This window comes from Nocardia jejuensis NBRC 103114 (assembly GCF_001613145.1).
GTDB classification, from domain to species: domain Bacteria; phylum Actinomycetota; class Actinomycetes; order Mycobacteriales; family Mycobacteriaceae; genus Nocardia; species Nocardia jejuensis.
Genome location: NZ_BDBU01000005.1, coordinates 312,264 through 339,182, shown reverse-complemented (window position 1 = coordinate 339,182; position 26,919 = coordinate 312,264). Strand labels below are relative to the sequence as shown.

Genomic DNA, 26,919 nt, shown 5'->3' with positions numbered 1-26,919 from the left:
CGTGCGTGTCGCGAGCGTCGCGGCGAGTTGGCTGCCCGATTGCCGACCGGCGCGAATGCTGGGCACGCGCCCGGGTGTGCGCGATTCGGTCGGCCTCGGAGTGAGCGATCGCCAGCACAATCTGCGCGGCCGGATCATGCTGGCTCCGCACTGCCCGCCGATCGGGTCATTTCCGGCAAACGCCGAGGTAGTGCTCCTCGACGACGTGCTGACCACCGGGGCCACAGTGAGTGAATCGGTACGAGTGCTGGCTGAGGCGAGAGTGATGGTTCGTGCCGCGCTGGTAACCTGCGCGGCTTGATTCTTCAAAATTTGCGTGAACACTGGCGGACAGGTCGCTGGCGTACTAGCGTCGCGATCAGACACCCGAACCGCAAGTTTGGAGGTGGCGCCTCGGACCGAATGTGCCGATGCGAGCTCATCGATCGGCACACGTTCTTTTCCCGCCGCACGAGCGGCTTGTGCGGCCAGATCCGGGAGGTACGCGTGACGACTTCTTCACGACCTTCAATGAAAAACGCAGACACCGCGGTGCTGCTCGATGACGAGTTCATCGCGGACGATTCGTCCGGCCAGGAGACCCACGCCGAAGTCGTGGTCAAGGGACGAACCCTCGGTGAGGGTGGAGTCCCCGATCATTTCCGAATCCATGTGGCGGACAAGCTTTCTCGCTTGGAACGCTTCGATCCGACCATCTACCTCTTCGACGTGGAGCTCACCCACGAGCGCAACCGTCGCCAACGCAAGAACTGCCAGCGAATCGAGATCACCGCCCGCGGCAAGGGCCCTGTGGTCCGAGCCGAAGCGTGCGCGGACAGCTTCTACGCCGCCCTCGAGATGGCCGTGGAGAAGCTGGAGAGCCGGCTACGCCGGATGAAGGACCGCCGTCGCGTTCACCATGGGGACAAGACACCGATCTCGGTGTCCGAAGCGACCGCCGGTCTGATCGACGAATCCCTGTTCATGTCGAGCAACGGATCCGCCGACGCGCACGATCACCTCACCGATTCCGATCTGGACGGCGAGAACGCCGGTCCCGGCCATGTCGTGCGCACCAAGACACACTCCGCGATCCCCATGACGATCGACGACGCCCTCTACCAGATGGAGCTCGTCGGTCACGATTTCTTCATGTTCCAGGACAAGGAGACCGACCGACCGTCGGTCGTCTATCGTCGCCATGCCTTCGACTACGGCCTCATCCGGCTCGCGTAGGTAGATTCGGGACCCCCGCTCGACCGGGGCTCATCGGGCCCCGGTCGCCCTTTTCTGTTACACGGCGTATCGCCTTTCTTCCGGCTTCGCGGTAGGTTTGGTGCCCCGAACTCCTCTGCTGGAAGGAAATCGCGTGGCTACCAAGGGTGCTCGCCGCCGTGCTGTCATCGTGTCCGGTGTCCGGACCCCGTTCGTGCGGGCGTTCACCGACTACACGCGGATGGACTCCATCGATCTGGCGGACGCCGCCGTGCGCGGACTCCTCGAGCGGACCGCGCTACCGGCATCGCTCGTGCAGTCGATCGTGTGGGGCGGGGTGATCCTGCCCAGCGGCGCGCCCAACATCGCGCGCGAGATCGCCCTGGACCTGCAACTGGATCCGGGGTGTGAGGGCTACACCGTGACGCGCGCGTGCGCCTCCGGTCTGCAGGCCGTGACCTCGGCGGCTGCGGCCATCGAGCGCGGCGAATACGACGTCATGATCGCCGGTGGCAGCGACTCCACCAGCAACGCGGAAGTGAAACTGCCGCAGAAGATCGTGCACGCCGCCGCGCCCCTGGCGCTGGGCAAGCCCAAGCCGAAGGACTACTTGTCCGCGGTCGCGCAGCTCGCCCCGTTCACCGACATCCTGCCCAGTCGTCCCAAGATCCAGGAGCGCACCACCGGCGAGGTGATGGGTGAGTCGGCCGAGAAAATGGCTCGCATCCATGGCATTTCGCGTGCCGCGCAGGACGAGTTCGCGGCGCGCTCACACCATCGCGCCGCCGCGGCCATCGAATCCGGACGCTTCGACGACGAAGTGGTGCCGGTGACCACTCCCGAGGGCAAGACCATCGGCCGCGACGGCCTGGTCCGCCCCGGCACCAGCGTCGGGAAACTCGCCGGGCTCGCACCGGTTTTCGCCAAGAACGGCACCGTCACCGCGGGCAATGCCAGCCCGCTCACCGACGGCGCGTCCGCGGTGCTGCTGATGAGCGAGGAGAAGGCCCTCGAACTCGGCTACACGCCGCTGGCCGCGTTCCGCTCCTGGAGTTTCGTCAGCGTCGACCCGCGCGATCAGGTCCTGATCGGCCCGGCCATCTCCATGCCCCGGGCCCTGGACAAGGCCGGATTGTCGTTGAGCGATATCGATTTCGTCGATATCCACGAGGCCTTCGCCGCGCAGACCCTCTCGGTCGTGGAAGCCCTCGCCAGCGACGAGTGGGCCAAGACCCGCCTGGACCGCGATACGGCGGTCGGGCGCATCGACATCGACAAGCTCAATGTCCACGGCGGCTCGGTCTCCCTCGGGCACCCGTTCGGCGCGACCGGCGCCCGCATGGTCACCACCATGGCCAACGAATTGGCTCGCTCCGGCAAGTCCACGGCACTGCTGGGCATCTGCGCCGCCGGCGGTATCGGCGCCTCCGCGGTTCTCGAGCGGGTCTGATTTCCGCTCGATTCCCGGCCGTCGGCGCATCGGATTCTCGGTTTGTCGAGCGACCGGGAATCCGCTGGTCGGCAGGCCGGGGCGGGTCGATTCGGTGTCCCGGAGAGCCCCGGATCGGCGGGGCGGGCGTTTGCGGGCCCCCTATTTCGGTTACCCGAAGTAGAGCCTCCTACATCAGGGACTCGATCATGAATGCCAGAACCTCTGTTTTGCCCGTCCTGACCGTCTTGATCGGCATCACCGCCGCATCGCTCATCGTGGGCGTCTCCGCCCAGGCGCACGCCGCGCCACTGGATCTCACCGGAACCGCCGGCTGCCGGGGCATCGCCGGTGTGGAACGCTCGACCCTGCCGTTCGACGACTTCACCCGCATGGTCTGCGAACACACCGAACACGCCGGTGCGCAGTCGGTGGTCTACGGCGAGGTGTACTCCACCGCCCCGGGTGGCTTCGTCGCCTTCGTCACGGCGGACCCCGGTCGATACGCCATTCTCGACGGCGATCGCGTGGGTCTCGAGGGGCAGGCGCTCGACAACGTCCACTACGGTGACCTTTTCACCGCGACGGTCACCGTCACCGGCCGCGAGAAATCCGGCGACCCGATCCTGCAGGTCGATCAGATCACCGTGACCGGAAGCTCGCTCTGAGCCGAACCCGGCTCCCGCTCGTGCGCCCCGATTCGCTTGCGCGGATCGGGGTTTCGGGTTTCAGGGGCTTCGGGTTTCAGGGGCGGGAAGCGAACTGTTCCCAGTGGACGGCAGCCTCTAGCGGGCGGCGGGTGCGCCAGCCGAAACGCTCCAGATCGGGGACCGACTGGAATTCGCGCACCGGGCCCACGCACAGCCAGGCCACCGGTCGCACGTGCTCGGGCAGATTCAGCAGGTCTGCCAGCACAGGCGTGTCGTAGAAGCTGACCCAGCCGACGCCGACGCCCTCGGCGGTGGCCGCCAGCCAGAGATTCTGGATCGACAGAATCGTGGAGTAGATGCCGGTCTCCGGGACGGAGGCCCGGCCGAGCACGTGCGTTCCGCCGCGAGACTGGTTGTGGGTGACCACGATCCCGGTCCCGGATTCGACGATGCCCTCGATCTTGATGGGCGTGAACGTCTCCGCGCGATCCTCGGGCAGCGCGTCCCGGAATTCACGGCGCTTGTCCGCCACGTGATCGGCGAACTTGTTCAGGGTGGCCGGATCCCGGATCACCACGAAGTCCCACGGCATCGAGTTGCCCACGCTGGGGGCGCGATGCGCGGCCTCGAGAATCCGCAGCAGGGTGGCGTCGTCCACGACATCGCCGGAGAACTCCGCGCGGACGTCGCGGCGCAATCGGATCGCGTCGTAGACGCTGAGACACTCACCAGGGGTTATCGGACCATCGGCACACACGGCCCCCAGTGAACCAGGCGGGCTCGCACGCGCTCCTGGCACCCTGGCCCGGTGCGTGAAAGACCGCGTCCCCCGTCGGAATTCCGACGGGGGACGCGGGTGCTCGGTTCGAGAGATCAGCCGACGAGGGCGTGGTCGTCGCGGCGGGTCAGGCGGCGACGACCTTCCTTCAGCGCGGTGCGCAGGCCCTTGCGGCGACCGGTGGCCGGATCGATCACCGCGACGCCGCCGAACACCTTCTCCGACTTGGTCTCCGGAGCGTCGTCGGTGCCGCGGCTCAGGTACTTGTTGGGCAGCGACAGCTTCATGATGGTGCGCCAGGACTTGAAGTACTGCACCGGCAGCGAGCCGGTGGTGTACGGCAGGTCGTACTTGTCGCACATGGCCCGCACCCGCACCGCGATATCGCCCAGGCGGCGCGAGGGCAGGTCGGGGAACAGGTGGTGCTCGATCTGGTGGCTCAGGTTGCCGGTCATGAAGTGCATGAGCTGGCCACCGGAGATATTGGCGCTGCCGAGCATCTGGCGCAGGTACCACTGGCCCTGGGTTTCCCCGTCGATATCGGCCTTGGTGAACTTCTCCGCGCCGTCCGGGAAATGGCCGCAGAAGATGACCGCGTTGGTCCACACATTGCGCACCACATTGGCGGCGAGATTGGCGGTCAGCGTCCCCAGGAAGGACGGTCCGGTGAGCAGCGGGAAGATCAGGTAGTCCTTGGCGGCCTGCTTGCCGATCTTCTTCAGGACCAGCGCACGATCCGCTTCGAACGCAATGCGCTCGGGGCTGTCCGCGGCCCACTTCTTCTTGGCGACCTTGCCCAATTCCAAATGCTGGATGGCGACGCCGTATTCGAAGAACATCTGCAGCAGCAGGTTGTACACGGGCTGGCCGAGATAGAACGGAGACCACCGCTGATCGCGGGTGACGCGCAGCAGGCCGTAACCGATGTCGTCGTCCATGCCCAGCACATTGGTGTACTTGTGGTGCAGGAAGTTGTGGGTGATCTTCCAGTGCTCGGAGGGGCCGGCGTTGTCCCATTCCCATTTGGTCGAGTGGACTTCGGGATCGTTCATCCAGTCCCACTGGCCGTGCATGACGTTGTGGCCGATCTCCATGTTCTCGATGATCTTGGCGGTGCCGAGCAACGCCACACCGGCCAGCCATGCGGGCGGGAACAGACTGAAGAAAAGCACACCGCGTCCGCTGATCTCGAGCGCGCGCTGCAGGCGGATCACATTGCGAATGTATCTGGCGTCGACCTCACCTCTGGCGGATTCGATCTCGCGGCGGATGGCGTCCAGTTCCGCCCCGATCGCTTCGACGTCCTCCGGGGTGAGGTGTGCGTATTCCTTGACATCCGAGATTGCCATGCGGGTTACAGTACCGTAGGTTACGGCTCCGTAGGTTACGGCTGATCGAATCCTGGACGTGTCGAACGCCGCATTGCGTTCGTGATAATCATCTGCTAGTTAATGGCTCGCCGAAAGCGCGGAAGCGTCCGCTTGCGGCCCGCCTTCTCCTGCAGCAAAGCCTTTTCCGCCCTGGCCTTTTCCTGCAGCGCGGCCTTCGCCTCGCGCAATACTTCCTTCTCGTGCTGCGCCTTTTCCTTCAGCGCCACCTTGGCCTCCTGCATCGCCGACCGCAGTCCGCGACGCTGACCCGTCTCGGGGTCCACGCCGGCCAGGTGATGCTTGGCGAGCCATTCGCTGCTGGCGGCGAGCCATTCGCTGCTGGTGGCTTTCGCCTTCCATTCACCGCTGTTCGGCATTGCCGGCATGGCGGGCATCGACGGCATCGCGGGCATGGCCGGCAGCGTGATTCCGGCGAACTTGCGCTCGGAGGAGGTCTCCGGAGCGTCGTCCGCGGTGCGCTTGAGCCACTGATCGGGCAGCGCCAGTTTGTGAATTGTGCGGAATGCCAGCAGATACTGCTTGCCCAGCGAACCGGTCGTGTACGGCAGGTCGTACTTGTCGCACAACTCGCGCACCTTCACCGATACCGCCGCGTACCGATTGCTCGGAAGGTCGGGGAACAGGTGGTGTTCGATCTGGAAGCTGAGATTGCCGCTCATGAGCGCCATGACCGGGCCCGCCTCGAAATTGGCGCTGCCGAGCATCTGCCGCAGATACCATTCGCCCTGCGGCTCGTTCTCGAACTGCTCCTCGGCGAATTTCTCCGCGCCGTCCGGGAAATGGCCGCAGAAGATCACCGCGTACGCCCAGAGATTGCGGACCAGATTCGCGGTCGCGTTCGCCTTGAGGGTCGACTTCCACGCCGGGCCGGTGAGCGCGGGATAGATGACGAAGTCCTTGGCGACCTGTTTGCCCGCCTTCTTCCAGAACGCCTTGTTCGGCTCGGAGAACAAGCCCTTGCCCGCCTCGCCCATCTGCTCCTTGGCGGCGTCGAGATCGTGCAGCGCGATACCCCACTCGAACAGCGCGGCCAGCACCAGATTCGCGGCAGGCTGGAGCAGGTTGATCGGCTTCCACTCCTCGTCGCGCGTCATGCGCAGGATGCCGAAGCCGAGATCGTCGTCCATGCCGACGATATTGGTGTAGGTGTGATGCGAGTAGTTGTGCGCGCGTTTCCACTGCGGCGACGTACCCGTCATATCCCACTCCCAACTGGTGGAGTGGATTTCGGGATCGTTCATCCAATCCCATTGCCCGTGGCTGATGTTGTGCCCGAGTTCCATGTTCTCGATGATCTTGGCCACCGAGAGCATGGTGGTGCCGGCCAGCCAGGCCCATTTGTTGCGACTGCCGAACAACGTGGCGCGGGCCGCGGTTTCCAGCAGTCGCTGCGCCCGGATGACGCGGCGAATGTACTTGGCGTCGCGATCGCCGAGAGACAACTCGACGTCGCGGCGGATGGAATCGAGTTCTCGACCCAGGTTCTCGATATCCGCCTCGGTGAGGTGGGCGAACGTCTTGATGTCGGTGATGGCCACCGGCGATCCTTCCGTGGTTTTATCTGCCTCGCACCGCTGCGGCGGATTCGCCGGCCCTGAATGGGGCGACGGTCGGGCTCGATTACTACCGAGGGTAGCGAATCCGGGCGCTCGAGGGGTGACCCGGTGTCGCGTCAGACATCCAGTGTGCAGTCGCCGGCGGCGGCTGAAATGCAGGTTTGCACCTTGTCACCGGCACGATGTTCGGTGCCGTTACGAAGGTCGCGAACGTGGCCGTCGGTGACGGTCACCACGCAGGTCTGGCAGATGCCCATCCGGCAACCGAACGGCATCTGCACTCCGACACCCTCGCCGGCCTGCAACAACGTGGTGGCGCCGTCCACTTCGACGACGCGGCCGGCCTTGGCGAAGGTGACGGTGCCACCCTCACCGGAAGCCGAACGCTCGATCTCGAATCGCTCGACGTGCACCTTGTCGGCGATTCCCGCGGCGGCCCAATGCTTCTCGATCTCGTCGAGCATGGCGGCCGGGCCACACGCCCAGGTCTCGCGTTCGCGCCAATCGGGGACCCGCTCGTCCAGATCGGCGAGTGCGAACTTGCCGTGCTCGCCGGTGAAATGCAGGTCGGCGGTGAAACTCGGGTGCTTGTCGTGCAATTCGCGCAGATCGGCGGCGAACATGACGTCATCCGCCGTGCGCGCCGAATGCAGGTGCGTGACATCGGGAACCACGCCGCGCCGATCCATGGTGCGCAGCATCGCCATCACGGGAGTGATGCCCGAACCGGCGGTCAGGAACAGCACCTTCGACGGCGGCGGCTCCGGCAGTACGAATCCGCCCTGCGGCGCGGCCAGGCGCACGACGGTGCCCGCCTGCACGCCGGACACCATATGGCTGGACAGGAAGCCCTCCGGCATCGCCTTCACGGCGATGGAGATGAGCCGCTTGCCCCGATGCTCGGGGTGGCTCCAATCCGGCGGGCAGGTCAGCGAATACGAGCGCCAGTGCCAGCGGCCGTCCACCAGCAGGCCGATGCCGATGTACTGGCCGGGCTCGAACTTGAAGTCGAATCCCCAGCCCGGCTTGATCACCAGGGTGGCCGAATCGGCGGTTTCCTTGCGCACCTCCACGATGCGGCCGCGCAGTTCGCGTGCCGACCACAGTGGATTGACCAGATGCAGATAATCGTCCGGCAGCAGGGGAGTGGTGATCCGCGCGGCCGCGCCTCGAAGCGTGTTCAGCCGGGTTCGTCCCGCGGTCGCGCCGTCGGCGACCGGTGACTCCAGCCATTCGCGAAGTCCCCGAACCGAGAAACCCGCCTTGTTCGATGCCATGATCCGGAACGCTTTCCTATCGTCCTGCGCGCGGGGAGCGCGACATGCGTGCGTAGGCGCCGTGGTTCTCTTTTCGAGTGACGCACGGCCGTCAAGGCAAGGTTACGGCATCGTAGGTTAGCGCGGCGGCGCTGCTCGGGGAGACGTTCGTCGCTCGACGGCAGACCGAGTGTAAAACCAGGTCAGAGCAGGTCGAGCAGGAACGGCAGCTCCTGCGCGGCATACCAGGCGAGCTGGTGATCCTCGGCGTCGCCGAGCACGAATTCGGCGTCCGGATCGCCCATGTCGGCGGCATCGATGACGTCCACGGCCTTGGCCACCTCGGACTCGGCCTCGGCCAGATCCACGTGCACCGAGGCGATGCTGTCGTAGGGGATCGGGCCCGAGAGCCGCACCACGGCATCGTCCAGATCCGGGCGCAGGGCCGCGCCGTCCACGTCGGCGGCGATGACGGCCCGCCGGAAGATCGGCCCGCGCGGCGGTTCGGCATCGCCGGACTCGGCGCCACCGGACTCGGCGTCGTCGGCGGGCGCCGCGCCGCGGCTGTCCTCGAGCGCGCCCTCCTCGGCCAGCAGGCGCAGCGAGGCGCGCGCGGCCTCGGCCATGGCGACCTCGGCGAGTTCCTCGTCATCGCCGGAGGCGTACGACTCGCGCAGTGCGGGGGTCACCGCGAAGGCGGTGTCGTTCAGGGCTCGGATCTCACGGTCCGCCACCAGTTCCCGCAGCATCGGGACGGTCGCCGGAACGTAGACACGTAGCTTCTTCGATACGTGGGACGACTCACTGGACGCAGGCACCGAGCATCTCCTCCATCGACTCGTGCACCGATGCGGTCAGCACCGCGATATCGGCCATGGCGTCGCGATCGGCCGTGAGTCCGTAGAACACCCGTCCGTCGTAGGACGTGAGCCCGATGCTCAGAGCTTGAAAGCGCAGCAACGGCGACACCGGATACATCTCCAGCATCCGCGCGCCGCCGATGTACATCGGCTGCTGCGGACCCGGCGCATTGGTGATCACCAGATTGAACGTGTGTTCTGCGAAGGTACTCGCAGACCGCACGCTCATCGCATGCAGGCTCGCCGGTGCGAATCCGGCCATATGCACGAGGGTGCGGGCGCGCACCCCGCGTTCCTGCCGCGAATGCGCCTCGGTGGCATGGGTGATGTGCGACATCCGGATCACCGGATTCGGTTCGCCCACCGGCAGATCCACCAGGAGCGAGGTCACCTCGCCCGCGGGTTTCAGCTCGCCGGACGGCCCGTCGGCGTACACCGACATGGGCACCACCGCCCGCAGCGTGTCCGCCTCGGTGAGCACCTGTCCGCGCGAGAGCAGCCAATTGCGCAGCGCGCCGGTGATCACCGCGAGGATCACGTCGTTGATGGAGCAGTCGAAGCGCTTGCGGATCTTGCGATAGTCCTCGAGATCGGTGCGCACCACCTCCACCCGGCGATTGCGGGAGGTGTGGATATTGAGCGGACTGTCGGGCACGCCGATCGTCGCGGCGCGCACCATGGAGGCGAGTGTGCGCAGCGCCTTGCCTGCGGCGTCGACCATGGCGAACGCCTCCGCGCCGTGATGGCGGGCCACCTCGAGCGCCTCGCGCGGCTGGGTGGCCAGATGCAGCAGGCCGCCGATCAGCAGTTCCAGGTCGGCGGGTTCGCGATGCGCGATCCAGGCGTCGTCGGCCAGCTCGCGCGGAGCGGGGGAGGTGTCCAGGATCACATGCCCGATCTCCAGGGCGGAATCACCGTCGACCAGCGCCGAATGGGTCTTGGTGAACACCGCGATCCGTCCCTCGGACAGACCCTCCACCAGATACATCTCCCACAGCGGGCGAGTGTGGTCCAGCGGCCGGGACGCCAGCCGCGCGACCAGGTCGAGCAGTTGATCGTCGGTGCCCGGTTCGGGCAGCGCGGAACGCCGGATGTGATAGGTGATGTCGAAGTGGGCATCGTCCACCCAGACCGGACGGCCCAGCGCGAACGGGATCTCCCGCACCTTGCGGCGGTACAGCGGCACCAGCGGCAGCCGCGATTCCACCAGGGTGAGCAGGCTCTCGTAATCCAGCGGTGCGTGCCCGGAGTTTCCGGCCGGCGCCCGATTACGCAGGATGGCGAGGGATCCGATGTGCATCGGGTTGGTGCTCGATTCGAGCCGGTAGAACGACCGGTCCTGCGGCGTCAGTCTCGTGATCACGCTGCCCGCTACTCCCTGCTCACGTAAAAACAGCCGCTGCCTGCGCCCGTAACGGATCTGCCCGTATCGAATCCCCACCGAGGCGTCGGCATCTCGGCGTCACACGCCGGTATGTCGCAAGTTATCGCAATCGGCGTTTCGCCGGGTTCCGAGCGGGCGCCGCTGCCCGTGTCCATGCGTCTTTCGACGCCCCCTGCCCGGGTGCGGGCGCAAGCCTCCGCACGCCGGATCCCCTACATGCTACGCCAGCGGGGCTCGAAACAGCTTCGGACGCACAATGATTGGCTGACTAGCAGTTATCTGCCGGGAGCCGCCGCCATCCGGGGCCCGGACAAGCTCGGCCAACTCTCACATGTGCACCTCAGCACCTACGATGGGCGTCGGATTACCATGGCTGAAGGTTGCGCGTCCGCGCGCACGTTTCCCTGCTGTGGTGGGGGCCAACGATCACACCGACCAGAGGACTGACAACAACCGTGCCTGCGCTGACACTTTCGAGGTTGCTACGGATTGGTGAGGGTCGCACGGTCAAGCGGCTTGCGAACCTGGCGGACGAGGTCATCGCCCTGGACGACGAGTTCACGGCCCTCTCCGACGCCGAGCTGCAAGCCAAGACCGACGAGTTCCGGCACCGCTACGCCGAGGGCGAAAGCCTGGACGAGCTGCTGCTGGAAGCCTTCGCCACCGCCCGTGAAGCGTCGTGGCGCGTGCTGAACCAGAAGCACTACAAGGTGCAGATCATGGGCGGCGCCGCGCTGCACATCGGCAATGTGTCGGAGATGAAGACAGGTGAGGGCAAGACCCTGACCTGTGTGCTCCCGGCCTATCTGAACGCCATCAGCGGCGACGGCGTGCACGTCGTCACGGTGAACGACTACCTCGCCAAGCGCGACTCCGAGTGGATGGGCCGCGTGCACCGTTTCCTCGGGTTCGAGGTCGGCGTGATCCTCGGCGGCATGACCCCGGCCGAGCGCCGCGTGGCCTACAACGCCGACATCACCTACGGCACGAACAACGAGTTCGGCTTCGACTACCTGCGCGACAACATGACGCACTCGCTGGACGATCTGGTGCAGCGCGGCCACAACTTCGCCATCGTCGACGAGGTCGACTCGATCCTCATCGACGAGGCCCGTACCCCGCTGATCATCTCGGGTCCGGCCGATACCGCGTCCAAGTGGTACGCGGAGTTCGCGCGCATCTCGCCGCTGCTGAAGAAGGACCTGCACTACGAGGTCGACATCAAGAAGCGCACCATCGGCGTGCACGAGGCGGGCGTCGAGTTCGTCGAGGATCAGCTCGGCATCGAGAACCTGTACGAGGCCGCGAACTCGCCCCTGGTCAGCTACCTGAACAACTCCATCAAGGCCAAGGAGCTGTACAGCCGCGACAAGGACTACATCGTCCGCGACGGCGAGGTCATCATCGTCGACGAGTTCACCGGCCGAATCCTGGTGGGCCGCCGCTACAACGAGGGCATGCATCAGGCCATCGAGGCCAAGGAATCCGTCGAGATCCAGCCGGAGAACCAGACGCTGGCCACGATCACGCTGCAGAACTACTTCCGTCTGTACGACAAGCTCTCCGGTATGACCGGTACGGCCGAGACCGAAGCGGCCGAGCTGCACCAGACCTACACCCTCGGCGTCGTGCCCATCCCGACCAACCGGGAGATGGTCCGCGTCGATCAGTCCGACCTCATCTACAAGACCGAAGAGGCGAAGTACTCGGCCGTGGCCGACGACATCGTCGAGCGGCACGAGAAGGGCCAGCCGGTGCTGGTCGGCACCACCTCGGTGGAGCGCTCGGAGTACCTGTCCAAGCAGCTGACCAAGCGTGGTATCCCGCACTCGGTGCTCAACGCCAAGTTCCACGAGCAGGAAGCGCAGATCATCGCCGAGGCCGGTCGGCCCGGCGCGGTCACCGTCGCCACCAATATGGCCGGTCGCGGTACCGATATCGTGCTCGGCGGCAACCCGGACATCATCGCCGACATCCTGCTGCGCCGTCAGGGCCTGGATCCGGTGGAGACTCCGGAGGAGTACGAGGCGCAGTGGCTGCCCGCCCTGGAACGGGTCAAGGAGCAGACCGAGGAGGACGCCGAGACGGTGCGCGAGGCCGGCGGCCTGTACGTGCTGGGCACCGAGCGGCACGAGTCGCGTCGTATCGACAACCAGCTGCGTGGTCGTTCCGGCCGCCAGGGTGACCCGGGCGAGTCCCGTTTCTACCTGTCGCTGGGCGATGAGCTGATGCGGCGCTTCAACGGCGCGGCGCTCGAGTCGATCATGACCCGTCTGAATCTGCCGGACGACGTGCCGATCGAGGCCAAGATGGTCTCGCGCGCGATCAAGTCCGCGCAGACCCAGGTCGAGCAGCAGAACTTCGAGATCCGCAAGAACGTCCTCAAGTACGACGAGGTGATGAACCAGCAGCGCAAGGTGATCTACGCCGAGCGCGCGCGCATCCTCGCCGGTGAGGATATGGAGGGTCAGGTCCAGGAGATGATCACCGACGTGATCACCGCCTACGTCAACGGCGCCACCGCCGAGGGCTACGCGGAGGACTGGGATCTGGGCAAGCTCTGGACCGCGCTCAAGACGCTGTACCCGATCGGCCTCGACTACCGGGATCTCACCGGTGAGAACGAGGACGGCGAGATCGGCGACCTGTCCCGCGACGAGCTGCTCGAGGCGGTGCTCGAGGACGCGCACGACGCGTACGCCAAGCGCGAGAGCGAGATCGACGGCCTGGCCGGCGAGGGCAGCATGCGCAACCTGGAGCGTCAGATCCTGCTGAGCGTGCTGGACCGCAAGTGGCGTGAGCACCTCTACGAGATGGATTACCTCAAGGAGGGCATCGGCCTGCGTGCCATGGCGCAGCGCGATCCGCTGGTCGAGTACCAGCGCGAGGGCTTCGACATGTTCCTGGCCATGCTCGACGGCCTCAAGGAAGAGTCGGTCGGCTTCCTGTTCAACCTGCAGGTCGAGGTGCAGCAGCCCCAGCCCACCGGCGTGAATGTCGGTGCGGGACTGCAGTCCCCGGTCGGCAACCGCCCCCTCCCCACCGAGGAGGCCCGCGCCGCCGCCCCGAACGGAGCCCCGGCCGCCCTGCGCGCCCGCGGCATCGACGACTCCAACAATTCGCGCGCGCTGTCCTACTCGGGCCCGGACGAGGGCGGTCACCGCGCCGTCCACAGCGACGCCGAGGAGTACGGCACCGATTCCGGTGACTCCAGCACCCGTCGCGAACGCCGTGAGGCCGCTCGCGGTCAGGGCAAGCTGGACAAGGCTCCGAAGCCCAAGCGCCGCCGCTGATTTCGGCGACACACTGAACGGTCGACCGTGCCCCGGGTGAATTGACCCGGGGCACAGTCGTTTTCGGAGGGCGCGGAAGTATCGTCCGGAACGATCGTGTCGTCCAGCCGTGGTGCGCGCGACGAACCGGGTCCGGCCGTGCACGTGCCCGGCGATTCGCCTGTGCACGAGCCGATCCGGGTTGTGCGACAAGGTGTGTCGCGAGTGATCGCCGGTGACCCGGTCGTGGTCGAGCGACGTCGGAGGTGTCGCTGCCGGGCGGCGGCTCAGTCCAGGCCGATCGATTCGCCGCGGAAGCGAGGGTCCTGGTTGATCAGGATCATGTCGACCACGAGGCCGGTACACGCGCGACACGAGTGCACGCTGATGTGGCTGTCCACGTCGATGTCACCGTTCATGACCGCGCGCGCGGAGAGCCAGACCGCCCGCACGTTGAGCGGGGCGGGTTCGGCGCAGCGGAGGCAGGCCGGGAGTGGGGCGGCCGCGTCGTTGCGGGCGATGCGCACCTCGGGGACCACCGGGGCGCCGGGCCCCAGGGCATCGTCGAGGAGCGGTGGGAAATCATCACGCTCATGGTCTTGCACCAGCGAAGGCTAGCGAGTTCCGGCCATGCCCGCACCCCTTTGCCGCCCCGCTTTGCCACGAACTTGCCGAAGGCGTGTCACGCGGGGGCGTGACCGGGGCCGCACCGTCGTGGCATCGACCGCCTTGCTCGGGGAAGAGCGCCGGCGTGCACTCAGATGGTCGTGGTCTGGCCGCCCCGGAACCAGGGGTCGTTGGTGTTGATCGCGGTGAGCAGCAGCCGGATGGCGGCGACTCGGCGTTCCTTGCCGGGGAGATCGTCCAGGGCGCATTCGGGATCGGCGGGCGGGCCGAGGTGGGTGCAGCCGCGCGGGCAGTCCTCGATGGCGTCGGCCAGATCGGAGAAGGCGCTGATCACATCGTCCGGAGTGATGTGTGCCAGTCCGAAGGAGCGGACACCGGGGGTGTCGACGACCCAGCCGCCGTTCGGCAGCGCCAGCGCCACCGACTGCGTGGAGGTGTGCCGGCCCTTGCCGACGCCGGACACCACCCCGACGGCCCGATCCGCATCGGGCACAAGGCGATTCACGAGGGTGGACTTGCCGACGCCGGAGTGGCCGATGAAGGCGGTGAGGCGGCCGTCGAGCAGCTCCAGCACCGGTTCGACGGGATCCTCGATGCCCGCGTAGACGATGGTGAGGTCCAAATCCTCGAAGGCTTCCGCGAATTCGGATTCGGCCGCCAGATCGTGCTTGGTCAGGCACAGGACCGGTTGCAGCCCACCGACATACGCGGCGACCATGGCGCGCTCCACGAATCCGGTGCGCGGCTGCGGATCCGCCAGCGCCACCACGATGAACAGCTGTTCGGCATTGGCGACCACGATCCGCTCGAAGGGATCGGTGTCATCGGCGGTGCGGCGCAACACCGTTCGCCGTTCGCCGACTCGTACGATGCGGGCCAGCGAATCGGGTTTGCCGGACAGGTCGCCGACCAGATCCACCTGGTCGCCGACCACGATGGGGGTGCGGCCGAGTTCGCGGGCGCGCATGGCGACGATCCGCTGTTCGGGGTCGTTGTCCAGCACACAGCCCCAGCGGCCCCGGTCCACCGCGACGACCATGGCCGCCTCGGCGTCCTTGTGTTCGGGCCGATTCTTGGTGCGGGGTCGAGAACTTCGGCCCGGGCGGACCCGGACGTCGGTCTCGTCGTACTCGCGGCGCCTCAGAGGTCTGCCCCCGGGCCGGCTCCGCCGAGCATTTCCTCCCACAGGGCAACGAAATTCGGGAGGGTCTTGGCGGTGGTGCCGATGTCCTGGATGCTCACGCCCGGTACGGCGAGCCCGATGATGGCGCCCGCGGTGGCCATCCGGTGGTCGGCGTAGGAGTGCCACTGGCCGCCGCTCAGCGGGGTCGGGTCGATGATCAGCCCGTCCTCGGCCTCGGTGACCTTGCCGCCGAGGCGGTTGATCTCGGTGGACAATGCTGCCAACCGGTCGGTCTCGTGTCCGCGCAGATGGGCGATACCGCGCAGCCGCGACGGCGAATCCGCCAGCGCCGCCAGCGCTGCCACGGTCGGGGTCAATTCGCCCACGTCGTGCAGGTCGATATCGATCCCGGCCAGCCGGTCCGGACCCTGCACGGTCAGCACGTTCTCGTTGAAGCGGCACTCCGCGCCCATGCGCACCAGGATCTCGCGGATCACGTCACCGGGCTGGGTGGTGTAGCGCGGCCAGTGCGGAATGCTCACCGCCCCACCGGTGATCGCGGCCGCGGCCAGGAACGGGGTGGCATTGGACAGATCCGGTTCGATCTCCCAGTCCACCGCGCGGATGGGTCCGGGCGACACCGTCCAGGTCTGCGCCTTGCGCGGATCCTTCGGCGCGTCGACCTGCACATCGGCCTGGCGCAGCATCTGCACGGTCATCTCGATGTGCGGCATGGACGGCAGCGCGGCGCCGTCGTGGTTCACCGTCACGCCCTGTTCGAAGCGCGCCGCCGACAGCAGCAGTCCCGAGACGAACTGCGAGGATCCGGACGCGTCGATGGTGACCGGCCCGCCGCGCAGCCGGCCGGTGCCGTGCACGACGAAAGGCATTGTGTCCCCGTCGATGTCGACGCCCAGCGTGCGCAGCGCGTCGAGGATGATGCCCAGCGGCCGGGTGCGGGCCTGCTCGTCCCCGTCGAAGGCGACATCGCCGGTGGCCAGCGCCGCGACCGGGGGCAGAAAGCGCATGACGGTGCCCGCCAGCCCGCAATCGACTACGGCGCTGCCGAATTCGGCGGGCGGGGTGACGACGAGAGTCTCACCGTCGCCGTCGATACTCGCGCCCATCGCCTGCAGTGCCGCGATCATGAGGTCGGTGTCCCGGCTGCGCAGCGCGCCGGTGAGGGTGGACGGCTGATCTGCCAGGGCGGCGAGGATCAGGGCCCGGTTGGTGATGGATTTGGACCCGGGCAGGGTCACTGTCGCGTGCACGGGAATCTCGACATGGGGCGCGGGCCAGAAAGTCACGAGGTCCATCCTCCCAAACGATCGTCACGTTCCGGGGGTCCGTGTCCATTTCCGATGCAACGAACCGGTCTGGTCCTATACGTATATAGGTACGTATAGTGGGCTCGTGATCGATCCCCTCAGCCTCACCATCGGTGCCGGACTCGTCGTGGGCGGCTGGGCGCTCGGCCGGTTCGGCTCCCGCCCCACGCGCAAACCGACCGGCGGGCAGCAGACCGCCCGGTGCGGTTGCGGCCACGACCTGGCCGTGCACGATCGCGAGAACGGCCGGTGCCATGGTGAGACCTTCCGCAAGACCGGCTACGGGATGAAGGAATGGTCGAGCTGCAAGTGCCGCCGCTACACCGGACCGACCCCGATCGAAGACTTCTTCGCCCCGCCCACGCTGCCGCCGAGCATCTGAAACGCCGAACCTCCGAGCGGCCAAGCATCCTTGACGTCCAGCGCGAACCGTCGGCTGCCCTTCGGCGCCGAGATCGCGGGCGCCGAAACATCGACCCCCGAACGCCGAGGAGACATCTGATCGGCCGGGGACTTCGCCCGAGACGCCGCATGCCGGCCCCGAGGGACCGGCATGCGGTGAGCGTCGGCGGATCACCCGCCTCGTGAACTACTTGGCGCGGCCGTGGATGAACGGCACGATCTTGCGCAGCATCTTCATGGTGCTCTCGGTGCGCGAGTACGACAGCAGTGCCATGCCCGGAATCGCGAAGCGCTGCACCGCGATCGAATGCGGGCGCGAGAACTCCAGCAGCCCCGGTGCGCCGTGGATGCGCCCGATGCCCGAATCTCCGGTGCCGCCGAACGGGAGTCCGGAGATGGCCGCGTAGCTGAGCACCGAGTTCACCGAGGTGCAGCCGACATTGAGGCGGCGGGCGATCTCGAGTCCCTGTTTGCGCGAGTACACCGCGGATCCGAGACCGTACTTGCTCTTGTTGGTGAGCTCGACGGCCTCGTCGACGCCGTTCACGGTGCGAATCGTGACGGTCGGCCCGAAGGTCTCCTCGCACACCGCGTCCGAGGACTCGTCGGTGTCGACCAGGATGACCGGCTCGATGTACGGGCCCTTGATCGACTCCGGCCCGCCCAGCACGGCCTTGCCGCCGTTCTTGATCGCGTCCTCGATGTGGCGGCGCACGATGTCGATCTGGCTGGGCATGGTCATCGGGCCGTAGGAGGCCTTGTCGTCCGAGCCCGGCTTGATGTCGGTGAGGATTCGCTTCACCTCGGCCACGAACTCGTCGGCGATCGACTTGTCCACGTACACCCGCTCCACGCCCGCGCAGGTCTGGCCCGAGTTGGAGGTGGCGCCCCAGGCGACCGCGTCCGCGGCGGCCTTCACGTCGGCGTCGGCGGCCACGATGACCGCGTCCTTGCCGCCGCACTCGAGCAGGACCGGGGTGAGGGTGTCGGCCGCGGAGGCCATGATCTTCTTGCCGGTCGCGGTGGATCCGGTGAAGGCGAGTTTGTCGACCCCCGCCTTGACCAGTGCCGCACCGGTCGCGCCGTAGCCGTTGATGACGGTGAACACCCCGTCGGGCAGTTCCGGGTTCGCCTCGGCGAACGCCGCGGCGACGAAATTGCCGATGCCCGTGGAGAATTCGCTCGGCTTGAACACCACGGCATTACCGGCGGCGAGGGCGTAGGCGAGCGAGCCGTTGGGCGTGTAGACCGGGTAGTTCCACGGCCCGATCACGCCGACGACGCCCAGCGGGCGCTGTTCGAGGTGCGCGGCGAAGTTGGACATCAGCGCGCCGGGCGAGACCTTCTTGGGCTTGAGCACCTTCTCGGCGTTCGAGGCCGCCCACTTGATGTGCTCGAGCGCGAGCATCATTTCCAGGTAGGCGTCGTCCTTGGGCTTGCCGTTCTCGGCGTGGATGAGCTCGCACAGCGCGTCGGACTTCTCCACGAGCTTGCTGCCCCAGCGCAGCAGATGCTTCTTGCGCTCGGCGAAGGTGAGCGCGCCCCAGGTGGCGGCGGCGATGCGGGCCTTGGCGACGGCGGCGCGCACCGCGTCCTCGTTGTCGATCCGATAGGTGGCGAGCGTCTCGCCGGTGGCTGGGTTGACCGAGGTCAGCGACTCGGCCTGATCGAGGGGAGCGGTGTCGGTGGCAGTCATGATTGGCGGCGATCCCTTGATGAGAGGTTGATAGGAGGAACGTCTCACACCCTTGAACTGATGTCAATTGCCATCAGATATGTGGGTCACAGTATCAAGGGTACGGTTCCGAGCGGCTCGCGCACATCTGTCGGTATCCGGTGGCAGCATGGTGGCCATGTGCGGTAGGTACGCGACAACGACGAATCCGGCCACGCTGGCAGTCGAGCTCGATGCCATCGACGAGACCGGCGACAAGGGTTTCGACCCGAACTACAACGTGGCCCCCACCAATCAGGTGCTCACGGTGGTCGAGCGGCACGACCGCGACCATCCGGAAGACCCGGCGAGCCTGCGCCTGCGCGCCATGCGCTGGGGTCTGGTCCCGGCCTGGAGCAAGGCATCCGAACCGGGCGTCCCAGCCAAGGGCAAACCCCTGTTCAACGCCCGGGCGGACAAGGCCGCCACCGCGCCCTCGTTTCGCGACTCGGTCAAGAAGCGGCGCTGCCTGGTGCCGATGGACGGCTGGTACGAGTGGGTCACCGAATCCGGCGGCTCCGGCAAGGCGGTCAAGCAGCCGTTCTTCATGTCCAAGTCGGACGGCGGCCTGCTCTACATGGCGGGTCTGTGGTCGGTCTGGCGCGATCGCGGTCAGGGGGAGGACGCGAAGCCCCTGCTGTCCTGCACGATTCTCACCACGGACGCGGTGGGCGAGCTGACCAAGGTCCACGACCGCATGCCACTACCCATGCCCCGCGAGCACTGGGCCGCCTGGCTGGATCCGGATCATCCGGCTCCGGAGGAACTTCTGGAAACCCCTGCGCCGGAAGCGGTTTCGGACATTTTGATCCGCGCGGTGCCATCGCTGGTGAACAGCGTCCGCAACAACGGTCCGGAGCTGCTCGATCAGCTCGACGAGGCGGAGGCCGGGCAGATCAGCCTGATCTGAGACCGCGATCGATGAAACAGCGGTGCCCGACGAAACAGCGGTGCCCGACGAAACAGCGGTGCCCCGCCGCGAAGCACGGCGGGGCACGCTGGGCGATTCCTGTCTCAGAACTCGCATTTCACGGTCGGCATGGCGATGTTCAGCCCGCACTTGACGACGCCGGAGGCGAGGTCGATCACCTTCGTGGTGATGCCGCCGCCGAGTTTCTCGGCCTTGTCCACCTTGTCGTCCTTCTTGGGTTGCTGGCCGGATTGCTGACCCGGTGTGCCCGGGTCGGTGGCGAGCGGATAGTTCGAGTTCGGGCCGGGGGCCGCGCCGGCCGTCGCGATCGTCAGCGGACCGGATCCCAGCGCGAGGAGCAGCGCCGCGGAACCGGCGACGACCATCGTGCGGCCGTACTTCTTCGGAGAACACCGTTTCGCGGAACACCGTCGATTGGAACGCTGATGGGGGGACATAACCGCATCACATCCTCGGGAATCGTACGAGCAGGGCAAGTCGGTTCTCGATCACAGCAACTCCACAGCACACGCTCAGACAAGTAACGCACACCTGCGGGCGCGAAACGCGCAATCGCGCCCGGATGTGTGCGTGTCAGGCTGAGCAGACCAGGTCCGGGCGTGTCGCGCCCGGACCTGGTCTTTTGTCTAGAAAGCCGTATCGGTCAGACCGTGGCCTTCTCGCTTTCCCCGGCGCTCTCCTGCCGAGCCTGGATGCCGCCCGCGGTCCGCAGCGGCACCTCCTTCCAGAAGAACACCAGCAGCAGTGCGATCAGCGCGACGCCCGCCGCCGCCAGGAACACCGTGTCCATGGCATTGGCGAAGCCCACCTTGAACGGGTGCGCCAGCGCCGGACTCAGCTGCTGGATGATCGAGCTGTCCTTGAGCACGTCGCCGGCCGCCGACGGGTTGGGCGAGGCCAGGCTCTGTGCCAGAGCCAGATCGGCCGGATTGCCGCTGTGCGGTGCGTCGGCGAGTGCCTGCTGGAACTCCGGCTGCGTCACCGCGACCTTCATCTCGTCGGAGATGTTCGGGGTCACCTGCGAGAACAGGATCGACAGGAACACCGCGACACCGAGCGTGCCGCCGATCTGCCGGAAGAACGTGGCCGCCGCGGTCGAGACGCCCATGTCCTTGGGCGGCAACGCGTTCTGGATGGCCAAGGTCAGCGGCTGCATGAGATTACCGAGGCCGAGGCCGGTGACCAGCATGAACAGCATGGTCCAGTACAGGTGCGTGTCCGCGGTGACGAAGTGCAGCAGGAACAGGCCCAGCACCAGCAGTCCGGCGCCGATCGGCGGGAAGATCTTGTACCGGCCGGTGCGCGAGATCAGCTGTCCGGCAACGATGGAGGCGCTCATCATGCCCAGCACCAGCGGCAGCATCTGCATACCCGCGAGGGTCGGGCTGGATCCGCGCACCACCTGCAGGTACTGCGGCAGCAGCGTGATGCCGCCGAACATGGCCGAGCCGACCACCACCGAGATGACCACGCCCAGTGCGAAGGTGGAGTTCTTGAACATGCGCAGCGGGATCAGCGCGGCGTCACCGAGCCTCGCCTCGATGGCGATGAAGCTGGCCACGCCGAGCGCGCCGACCACGTAGCAGACGATGGAATTGGTACTGGTCCAACCCCATTCGCGACCCTGCTCGGCGACCACCAGCAGCGGCACCAGGCCCAGGGCGATGGTGAGCACGCCGAACCAGTCGACCGCGACCTTGGGTCGTTCGACCTTCGGCAGGCGCAGCACGCGGGACACCACGGCCAGGGCGATCAGGCCCAGCGGCACGTTCACCAGGAACACCCAGCGCCAGCCGGTGATGCCGAGGATCTCGTCCTGTCCGGAGATGATGCCGCCCAGCACCGGGCCCACGACGCTCGAGGTGCCGAACACGGCCAGGAAGTAGCCCTGGTAGCGGGCGCGCTCACGCGGCCCGACCATATCGCCGAGGATGGTCAGCGCCAGCGACATCAGACCACCGGCGCCCAGGCCCTGGAAGGCGCGGAACGCGGCGAGCTCGTACATCGACTGCGAGAACGTACACAGCAGCGAGCCGACGACGAAGATGGTGATGGCGGCGAGATAGAACGGCTTGCGGCCGTACATATCCGAGAGCTTGCCGTACAGCGGGGTCGAGAGGGTGGCGGTGATCAGGTAGGCGGTGGTGACCCACGCCTGCATGGAGTAGCCGCTCAGGTCGTCCGCGATGGTGCGGATGGACGTGGACACGATGGTCTGATCCAGCGCGCCGAGCAGCATGCCGAGCAGCAGGCCGCTGAGCACGACCATGATCTGCTTGTGGGTGAACCCGGCGGCGGATTGTGGTTCGTTCTGGGTTGCGGTGGTCACGAATTCTTCTCCGGGGCTCGGAAATACGGGTGAAGTTCTTTGTGTGTCGCGAGATTCGCCAGCATTTCCTGCCGGTTGACCTCGTAGTCGTCGACGAAGCGATGCAGCAGTTCGGCGAAGCTCTCGCGCTCGTCCGGCGTCCAGGCGCCGAGGATCGTGCTCAGCGACTGGTTGCGCCGGGCGCGGATCTCCGCCGCCGCCGCGAGGCCCGCGTCGGTGATCGCCAATACGCTGACCCGCCCGTCCGCTGGATCGGCGCGGCGTTCGATGAGTCCGCGCTTGACGAGCGTGGCCACCTGCCTGCTGATGGTCGAGGCGTCGGAGAACAGGCCCTCGGCCAGTACCCCGGAGCGGACCGGTCCCTGGTGGATCAGGTGGAACAGGATGGCGAACGCGCCGGGTTCGACCTCGCCGTTGGTGAGGGCCGCGATCTGGGCGTTGGTGCGGTCACGCAGCTTGGTCAGCCGGGTGATCTGGAAGCCGATGGTGTCGAGCACGCCGTCGGGAATGGCGGTTGTCGCCGGGTCGTCGGTCACGGGCCTGCTCACCTCCTTGCATCAATCAACTACTTGTAGAAATCAACTAGTTGTACTGCGCAAGTATGTCCACATAGTTGCATGAAGGCAAGTTATTTCCGGAGGGGGTGTCTCAACTTACAGACGGGTCCGATCGGACCGTCGCGCTCATGCCGTGATTGTGCTGGTCACAGCCTCGGTGAGGCGGATCAGCTCGGCCGGATGGAGTTCGATCTCCAAGCCGCGCTTGCCCGCGCTGCACAGCACCCGGTCCCACTCCAGCGCCGAGTCGTCGATCACCGTCGGCAGCCGCTTCTTCTGGCCCAGCGGCGAAATCCCGCCCAGCACGTACCCGGTGGTCCGCTCGGCCTTCGCCTTGTCCGCCATCTCGGCCTTACCGCCGCCGAGCGCCGCGGCCGCCGCCTTGAGTGAGAGCTTGTTCGGCACCGGCAGCACCGCGACCGCGAGCCCACCCGAGGACAACTCGATCACCAGCGTCTTGAAGATCTGCGCCGCGCCCACACCGAGTTCCCCGGCCAGCGCCTCGACCGCCTCGGAACCGTAGGAGTCACTGCGCGGATCGTGCGAATACGCATGCACCCGATGCTCGACCGCCGCCTGCACGAGCGCCTTGATCGCCGGAGTCGAAGCGGTAGCCATACGCCCACCCTAAACAGCCGCCGCAAGCTCTTTTCCGGCGATCGGGATCCGTCCGGGAACACGACACGCGCGGGGCCTGTTGCACGCCATACGCGTCTCGCAGCTACCGCAGGGCCCACGGTGGGGCGAGCCGCCGGAATCCATGACATAGGAGGAGTCGGTGACCGTCTTGGTCGAAGAGCACCCGGTGCGGACCGGGCCGCTGTTGTTCCGCACGACCGTTCCACAGGACGGCCTCGTGCCCGTCGACCCTGCCGGTTTCCGGATGGGTATCCCTTTCGCGGTAGATTCGAGTGCTACGGCGATCGAAGGGATTAGCGTGACGAGCGACGATAAAGTCGATCGCCTGCGCGATGACGACGACTCGGAAACGAGTCAGGGCATCGACGCCGGTGACCATCTAGAGGTCGGTGAGGCCGAAAAGGGTGCGCGCAGCACCGAATCCGTCGAAGAACTCTCCCGGCGGTTCGAGCGCGACGCACTTCCGCTCCTCGACCAGCTCTACGGCGCCGCCCTGCGGATGACTCGCAATCCGGCGGACGCGGAGGACCTGGTCCAGGAGACCTTCGCCAAGGCCTACCAGGGCTTCAAGTCCTTCCGTGAGGGCACCAACCTGCGGGCGTGGCTGTACCGCATCCTCACCAACACCTACATCAACTCGTACCGGAAGAAGCAGCGTCAGCCGGCGCAGTATCCGACCGACGAGATCACCGACTGGCAGCTCGCGGCTACCGCCGAGCACACCTCGCAGGGACTGCGTTCGGCCGAGATGGAAGCGCTCGAGGCGCTGCCGGACGACGACATCAAGCGGGCGCTGCAGGAACTGCCGGAGGAATTCCGGATGGCGGTGTACTACGCCGACGTCGAGGGGTTCCCCTACAAGGAAATCGCCGAGATCATGGGTACTCCCATCGGAACCGTCATGTCCCGCCTGCACCGTGGTCGTAAGCAGCTCAAGGGTCTGCTGGCCGACGTCGCGCGCGAGCGTGGGTTCAACCGGTCCGGTAGCGATTCGCGTCAGGAGGTCACCCAGTGAGCGACGATATGGACATGGACTGCTCGGCCGTGCTCGCCGACGTCTGGCTGCTCCTGGACAACGAGTGCGACGAGGCCACCAAGTCCCGTCTGCGCGAGCACATCGACCGCTGCTCGCCGTGCATCGAGGCCTACGGTCTCGAGGAGAAGCTCAAGTCGCTGCTGACCCGCAAATGCGGCGGCGATCGCGCGCCCGCCTCGCTGCGCCAGCGCCTGACCCTGGAGATCCGAACCACCTACACCGCGGTGGAGACCCGGATCGAACCGGCGGAGTAGACCCCCGAAAACACTCTGAGCGGCACACTTCCCGTGGGAAGTGGTGCCGCTCAGTGCTTTTGGCGCAGTGGAACTCGGTTCAGGAGTTCGGACGCTTGCCGTGATTGGCTGCGTTCTTCTTCCGTGCGCGCTTCTTACGTCCACGCTTACCCATGAGTATTCTCCCTTCTGTTGAGCCCATTCTTTCATGTGTGGTTGGCTGTACCTTCAGCGGCTGGAGGTCACTGTGAAATCGCGAGAGGTGTGCATGGCTGAGGAAGTGTTGGCGGAGATGGTCTCGACCGTCCAGGAGATCCTGGTCTCCGTCGGCGACAAGGTGAAGGTCAACGACGCTGTCATCATGCTGGAGTCCATGAAGATGGAGATTCCCGTGATCGTCGAGACCGAGGGCACCGTCACCTCGATCAACGTCAAGCCGGGCGACGTCCTGAAGCAGGGCGACCTCATCGCAGTCATCTCCTGACCTCGTCGGCGCCTCGGCACCGACGAGGTCGCCCGTCCGTCTCGGCGGCGTCGTCACCGTCACTCTCGACAACCGCCTGCGCCGCGCCGTGGGAACATACACCCGACGTGGGATAAGAGGAGCGTGGGTGAATGTCGACACTGAGCGATCTACTGGCCGAGCACACCGATCTACCGGGTGCCGCCGTCGATCATCTGCAGCGGGTGGTGGGGGATTGGCAACTGCTGGCCGATCTGTCGTTCGCTGATCTGACCTTGTGGGTGGGCACCGGTCTGGTGTCCGAGGGTGCGGACATCGTGTGTGTCTCGCAGTGCCGCCCGACCACCGCGCCGACCGTGCATCCGGAGGATCTGGTCGGTTCGCTCGCCTCGAAGGAGACGCATCCGCATGTCTTCGAGGCGCTGATCACCGGGCAGATCGTGCGCATGGACGCCGATTCGGAGATCACCAGCGTCTATCACCCGCGCCCGGTGCATGCGGTTCGCGAGGCGATCCAGGTGCGGGTCGGCGACGATGTGATCGCGATTCTGGGGCGGGACACCGACATCGAGCGGCGAAAGATGCGCTCCAGTCTGGAGATCGCGTACATGTCGTGCTCGGACGACCTGTGCCAGATGGTCGCCGACGGCACCTGGCCGGCGCTCGAGGATCGGACCGGTTCGCATTCCAGCCCGCGCGCGGGTGACGGTTTCATCCGGCTCGATACCCAGGGCACGGTCGAATACGCAAGTCCCAACGCACTTTCCGCGTATCACCGGATGGGTCTGCAGAACGATCTGGTCGGTCAGGATCTGGCGCTGACCACGCGCTCGCTCATCACCGACCCGTTCGACGCGCAGGAGGTGGTCGGCGATATCCAGGCCGCCCTGGCCGGAAAGGCCGGGCGCAGAATGGAAGTCGAGGCGCGCGGCGCGACAGTGCTGCTGCGCACGCTGGTGTTGCGCCCGCACGGGGAACTCGCCGGCGCGGCGGTCCTGGTGCGCGATGTCACCGAGGTGAAGCGCCGCGATCGGGCACTGCTGTCCAAGGACGCGACCATTCGCGAGATCCACCATCGGGTGAAGAACAATCTGCAGACGGTGGCCGCGCTGCTGCGATTGCAGGCGCGCCGGACCGAGAACGAGGAAGCGCGACTGGCGCTCACCGAGTCCGTGCGCCGCGTGACCTCCATCGCGTCGGTGCACGAAATGTTGTCGATGTCGGTTGACGAAGAGGTCGATCTCGACGAGGTGGTCGATCGCCTGTTGCCGATAATGGCCGATGTCGCGACCGTGCACACCGCGCGGATCAAGGTGCGCCGCACCGGATCTCTGGGCGTCTTCTCCGCCGAGCGGGCGACGCCGCTGGTCATGGTGCTGACCGAACTGGTACAGAACGCGATCGAGCACGCCTTCGATCCGGGTGAGAACGGTACGGTCACGATTCGCTCGGAACGGTCCGCACGCTGGCTCGATGTGATCATCAGCGATGACGGGCGCGGGCTGCCGGACGGCTTCAGCCTGGAGGCGTCGGACCGCCTGGGCCTGCAGATCGTGCGCACGCTGGTGACCGCGGAACTGGGCGGTTCGATCGGCCTGCACCCGGGTTCGGACATCGGCACGGACGCTGTGCTGCGGGTTCCGCTGGGGCGTCGTTCCGCGCGCTGAGCCATCACATGTGGTAATTGCCGAACGCTATTGGCGTGCTCGAAAACCGCGCCCGATCATTTGTTCGATGCTGTGCCCGATGGTGTTGTTCCACAACGTG

25 protein-coding genes and 1 pseudogene are annotated in these 26,919 nt (G+C 66.5%); 11 read left to right on the top strand and 15 right to left on the bottom strand.

Going from position 1 to position 26,919, the window contains the following annotated elements:
* The 4 genes and pseudogenes from NJ1_RS40110 to NJ1_RS04940 all read left to right on the top strand — a co-directional run.
* A pseudogene (locus tag NJ1_RS40110) lies at nt 1–301 on the top strand (ComF family protein); the annotation flags it as partial.
* A gap of 209 nt (nt 302–510) precedes the next feature.
* Nucleotides 511–1,215, top strand: a complete 705-nt coding sequence (gene hpf / locus NJ1_RS04950) for a ribosome hibernation-promoting factor, HPF/YfiA family (RefSeq protein WP_067687839.1) — start codon at nt 511–513, stop codon at nt 1,213–1,215.
* Between the two features lie 133 nt (nt 1,216–1,348).
* Entirely contained in the window at nt 1,349–2,644 is a 1,296-nt protein-coding gene (locus NJ1_RS04945) for an acetyl-CoA C-acyltransferase (RefSeq protein ID WP_067687837.1), read from the top strand.
* Between the two features lie 188 nt (nt 2,645–2,832).
* Nucleotides 2,833–3,291, top strand: a complete 459-nt coding sequence (locus tag NJ1_RS04940) for a hypothetical protein (protein ID WP_157573749.1) — start codon at nt 2,833–2,835, stop codon at nt 3,289–3,291.
* Between the two features lie 76 nt (nt 3,292–3,367).
* Here NJ1_RS04940 and bluB read toward each other — a convergent pair whose 3' ends face one another.
* The 6 genes from bluB to NJ1_RS04910 form a co-directional block, all read right to left on the bottom strand.
* Nucleotides 3,368–4,030 (bottom strand): 5,6-dimethylbenzimidazole synthase, encoded by a 663-nt coding sequence (bluB, locus tag NJ1_RS04935; protein ID WP_245717216.1) that lies wholly within the window; start codon nt 4,028–4,030, stop codon nt 3,368–3,370.
* A gap of 116 nt (nt 4,031–4,146) precedes the next feature.
* Nucleotides 4,147–5,400 carry a fatty acid desaturase family protein gene (locus NJ1_RS04930; RefSeq protein ID WP_067687831.1) on the bottom strand — a complete coding sequence of 418 codons (1,254 nt, stop codon included), beginning with the start codon at nt 5,398–5,400 and terminating at the stop codon, nt 4,147–4,149.
* A 95-nt stretch (nt 5,401–5,495) separates the two neighbouring features.
* On the bottom strand, nt 5,496–6,980 hold the full coding sequence (locus tag NJ1_RS04925) for a fatty acid desaturase family protein (RefSeq protein ID WP_067687829.1): 1,485 nt from the start codon (nt 6,978–6,980) through the stop codon (nt 5,496–5,498).
* Nucleotides 6,981–7,114: 134 nt separating this feature from the next.
* Nucleotides 7,115–8,275 (bottom strand): ferredoxin reductase, encoded by a 1,161-nt coding sequence (locus NJ1_RS04920; RefSeq protein ID WP_067687828.1) that lies wholly within the window; start codon nt 8,273–8,275, stop codon nt 7,115–7,117.
* A 182-nt stretch (nt 8,276–8,457) separates the two neighbouring features.
* Nucleotides 8,458–9,072: a DUF6912 family protein gene (locus NJ1_RS04915; RefSeq protein ID WP_422615732.1), complete on the bottom strand. Its 615-nt coding sequence runs from the start codon at nt 9,070–9,072 to the stop codon at nt 8,458–8,460.
* On the bottom strand, nt 9,056–10,477 hold the full coding sequence (locus NJ1_RS04910) for a WS/DGAT/MGAT family O-acyltransferase (protein WP_067687826.1): 1,422 nt from the start codon (nt 10,475–10,477) through the stop codon (nt 9,056–9,058). Before NJ1_RS04910 ends, NJ1_RS04915 begins: the two co-directional genes overlap by 17 nt.
* Before the next feature lie 476 nt (nt 10,478–10,953).
* On the opposite strand from NJ1_RS04910, the gene secA reads away from it, so the two are divergent.
* Nucleotides 10,954–13,791 (top strand): preprotein translocase subunit SecA, encoded by a 2,838-nt coding sequence (secA, locus tag NJ1_RS04905; RefSeq protein WP_067687824.1) that lies wholly within the window; start codon nt 10,954–10,956, stop codon nt 13,789–13,791.
* A gap of 266 nt (nt 13,792–14,057) precedes the next feature.
* Here the strand turns inward: secA and NJ1_RS04900 are convergent, their stop codons facing one another.
* The 3 genes from NJ1_RS04900 to aroA form a co-directional block, all read right to left on the bottom strand.
* Nucleotides 14,058–14,375: a hypothetical protein gene (locus tag NJ1_RS04900; RefSeq protein WP_067687821.1), complete on the bottom strand. Its 318-nt coding sequence runs from the start codon at nt 14,373–14,375 to the stop codon at nt 14,058–14,060.
* 152 nt (nt 14,376–14,527) lie between these two features.
* The gene (rsgA, locus tag NJ1_RS04895) at nt 14,528–15,583 is read right to left on the bottom strand and encodes a ribosome small subunit-dependent GTPase A (protein WP_084477749.1); all 1,056 of its coding nucleotides are present in this window, start codon (nt 15,581–15,583) and stop codon (nt 14,528–14,530) included.
* On the bottom strand, nt 15,538–16,836 hold the full coding sequence (gene aroA, locus NJ1_RS04890; RefSeq protein WP_067687820.1) for a 3-phosphoshikimate 1-carboxyvinyltransferase: 1,299 nt from the start codon (nt 16,834–16,836) through the stop codon (nt 15,538–15,540). Before aroA ends, rsgA begins: the two co-directional genes overlap by 46 nt.
* Before the next feature lie 97 nt (nt 16,837–16,933).
* Here aroA and NJ1_RS04885 point away from each other — a divergent pair, with 97 nt between their 5' ends.
* Nucleotides 16,934–17,230: a hypothetical protein gene (locus NJ1_RS04885; protein ID WP_245717215.1), complete on the top strand. Its 297-nt coding sequence runs from the start codon at nt 16,934–16,936 to the stop codon at nt 17,228–17,230.
* A 207-nt stretch (nt 17,231–17,437) separates the two neighbouring features.
* Here NJ1_RS04885 and NJ1_RS04880 read toward each other — a convergent pair whose 3' ends face one another.
* Entirely contained in the window at nt 17,438–18,946 is a 1,509-nt protein-coding gene (locus NJ1_RS04880; protein WP_067687818.1) for an aldehyde dehydrogenase family protein, read from the bottom strand.
* Nucleotides 18,947–19,103: 157 nt separating this feature from the next.
* On the opposite strand from NJ1_RS04880, the gene NJ1_RS04875 reads away from it, so the two are divergent.
* A complete protein-coding gene (locus NJ1_RS04875; RefSeq protein ID WP_067687953.1) occupies nt 19,104–19,874 on the top strand; it encodes an SOS response-associated peptidase in 771 nt (256 codons plus the stop codon).
* 104 nt (nt 19,875–19,978) lie between these two features.
* On the opposite strand, the gene NJ1_RS04870 is transcribed toward NJ1_RS04875, so the two are convergent.
* The 4 genes from NJ1_RS04870 to ybaK form a co-directional block, all read right to left on the bottom strand.
* Nucleotides 19,979–20,260, bottom strand: a complete 282-nt coding sequence (locus tag NJ1_RS04870; RefSeq protein ID WP_067687816.1) for a hypothetical protein — start codon at nt 20,258–20,260, stop codon at nt 19,979–19,981.
* A gap of 278 nt (nt 20,261–20,538) precedes the next feature.
* Entirely contained in the window at nt 20,539–22,164 is a 1,626-nt protein-coding gene (locus tag NJ1_RS04865; protein ID WP_084477759.1) for an MDR family MFS transporter, read from the bottom strand.
* 56 nt (nt 22,165–22,220) lie between these two features.
* Nucleotides 22,221–22,760 carry a MarR family winged helix-turn-helix transcriptional regulator gene (locus NJ1_RS04860; protein WP_245717214.1) on the bottom strand — a complete coding sequence of 180 codons (540 nt, stop codon included), beginning with the start codon at nt 22,758–22,760 and terminating at the stop codon, nt 22,221–22,223.
* 147 nt (nt 22,761–22,907) lie between these two features.
* Nucleotides 22,908–23,399 (bottom strand): Cys-tRNA(Pro) deacylase, encoded by a 492-nt coding sequence (gene ybaK / locus NJ1_RS04855; RefSeq protein ID WP_067687809.1) that lies wholly within the window; start codon nt 23,397–23,399, stop codon nt 22,908–22,910.
* A 319-nt stretch (nt 23,400–23,718) separates the two neighbouring features.
* Here ybaK and NJ1_RS04850 point away from each other — a divergent pair, with 319 nt between their 5' ends.
* Together NJ1_RS04850 and rsrA are read left to right on the top strand one after the other, a co-directional pair.
* Nucleotides 23,719–24,435 (top strand): sigma-70 family RNA polymerase sigma factor, encoded by a 717-nt coding sequence (locus tag NJ1_RS04850; protein WP_422615731.1) that lies wholly within the window; start codon nt 23,719–23,721, stop codon nt 24,433–24,435.
* Between the two features lie 8 nt (nt 24,436–24,443).
* Nucleotides 24,444–24,710 carry a mycothiol system anti-sigma-R factor gene (gene rsrA / locus NJ1_RS04845; protein ID WP_067687949.1) on the top strand — a complete coding sequence of 89 codons (267 nt, stop codon included), beginning with the start codon at nt 24,444–24,446 and terminating at the stop codon, nt 24,708–24,710.
* Nucleotides 24,711–24,789: 79 nt separating this feature from the next.
* Here rsrA and NJ1_RS41100 read toward each other — a convergent pair whose 3' ends face one another.
* Nucleotides 24,790–24,864, bottom strand: a complete 75-nt coding sequence (locus NJ1_RS41100) for a 50S ribosomal protein bL37 (protein WP_370452957.1) — start codon at nt 24,862–24,864, stop codon at nt 24,790–24,792.
* Nucleotides 24,865–24,957: 93 nt separating this feature from the next.
* Here NJ1_RS41100 and NJ1_RS04840 point away from each other — a divergent pair, with 93 nt between their 5' ends.
* Both NJ1_RS04840 and NJ1_RS04835 read left to right on the top strand, forming a co-directional pair.
* On the top strand, nt 24,958–25,173 hold the full coding sequence (locus NJ1_RS04840) for a biotin/lipoyl-binding carrier protein (RefSeq protein WP_067687807.1): 216 nt from the start codon (nt 24,958–24,960) through the stop codon (nt 25,171–25,173).
* Between the two features lie 131 nt (nt 25,174–25,304).
* Nucleotides 25,305–26,819: a sensor histidine kinase gene (locus NJ1_RS04835; protein WP_067687805.1), complete on the top strand. Its 1,515-nt coding sequence runs from the start codon at nt 25,305–25,307 to the stop codon at nt 26,817–26,819.
* Nucleotides 26,820–26,919: the final 100 nt, after the last annotated feature.

Excerpts from the sequence above, each read along its gene's own strand:
- hpf (WP_067687839.1), top strand. The coding sequence starts at position 511 with ATGAAAAACGCAGACACCGCGGTGCTGCTCGATGACGAGTTCATCGCG.
- NJ1_RS04940 (WP_157573749.1), top strand. The coding sequence starts at position 2,833 with ATGAATGCCAGAACCTCTGTTTTGCCCGTCCTGACCGTCTTGATCGGC.
- NJ1_RS04930 (WP_067687831.1), bottom strand. The coding sequence starts at position 5,400 with ATGGCAATCTCGGATGTCAAGGAATACGCACACCTCACCCCGGAGGAC.
- NJ1_RS04920 (WP_067687828.1), bottom strand. The coding sequence starts at position 8,275 with ATGGCATCGAACAAGGCGGGTTTCTCGGTTCGGGGACTTCGCGAATGG.
- aroA (WP_067687820.1), bottom strand. The coding sequence starts at position 16,836 with ATGGACCTCGTGACTTTCTGGCCCGCGCCCCATGTCGAGATTCCCGTG.
- NJ1_RS04880 (WP_067687818.1), bottom strand. The coding sequence starts at position 18,946 with ATGACTGCCACCGACACCGCTCCCCTCGATCAGGCCGAGTCGCTGACC.
- NJ1_RS04875 (WP_067687953.1), top strand. The coding sequence starts at position 19,104 with ATGTGCGGTAGGTACGCGACAACGACGAATCCGGCCACGCTGGCAGTC.
- NJ1_RS04870 (WP_067687816.1), bottom strand. The coding sequence starts at position 20,260 with ATGGTCGTCGCCGGTTCCGCGGCGCTGCTCCTCGCGCTGGGATCCGGT.
- NJ1_RS04865 (WP_084477759.1), bottom strand. The coding sequence starts at position 22,164 with ATGGTCGTGCTCAGCGGCCTGCTGCTCGGCATGCTGCTCGGCGCGCTG.
- ybaK (WP_067687809.1), bottom strand. The coding sequence starts at position 23,399 with ATGGCTACCGCTTCGACTCCGGCGATCAAGGCGCTCGTGCAGGCGGCG.
- rsrA (WP_067687949.1), top strand. The coding sequence starts at position 24,444 with ATGGACATGGACTGCTCGGCCGTGCTCGCCGACGTCTGGCTGCTCCTG.
- NJ1_RS04840 (WP_067687807.1), top strand. The coding sequence starts at position 24,958 with ATGGCTGAGGAAGTGTTGGCGGAGATGGTCTCGACCGTCCAGGAGATC.
- NJ1_RS04835 (WP_067687805.1), top strand. The coding sequence starts at position 25,305 with ATGTCGACACTGAGCGATCTACTGGCCGAGCACACCGATCTACCGGGT.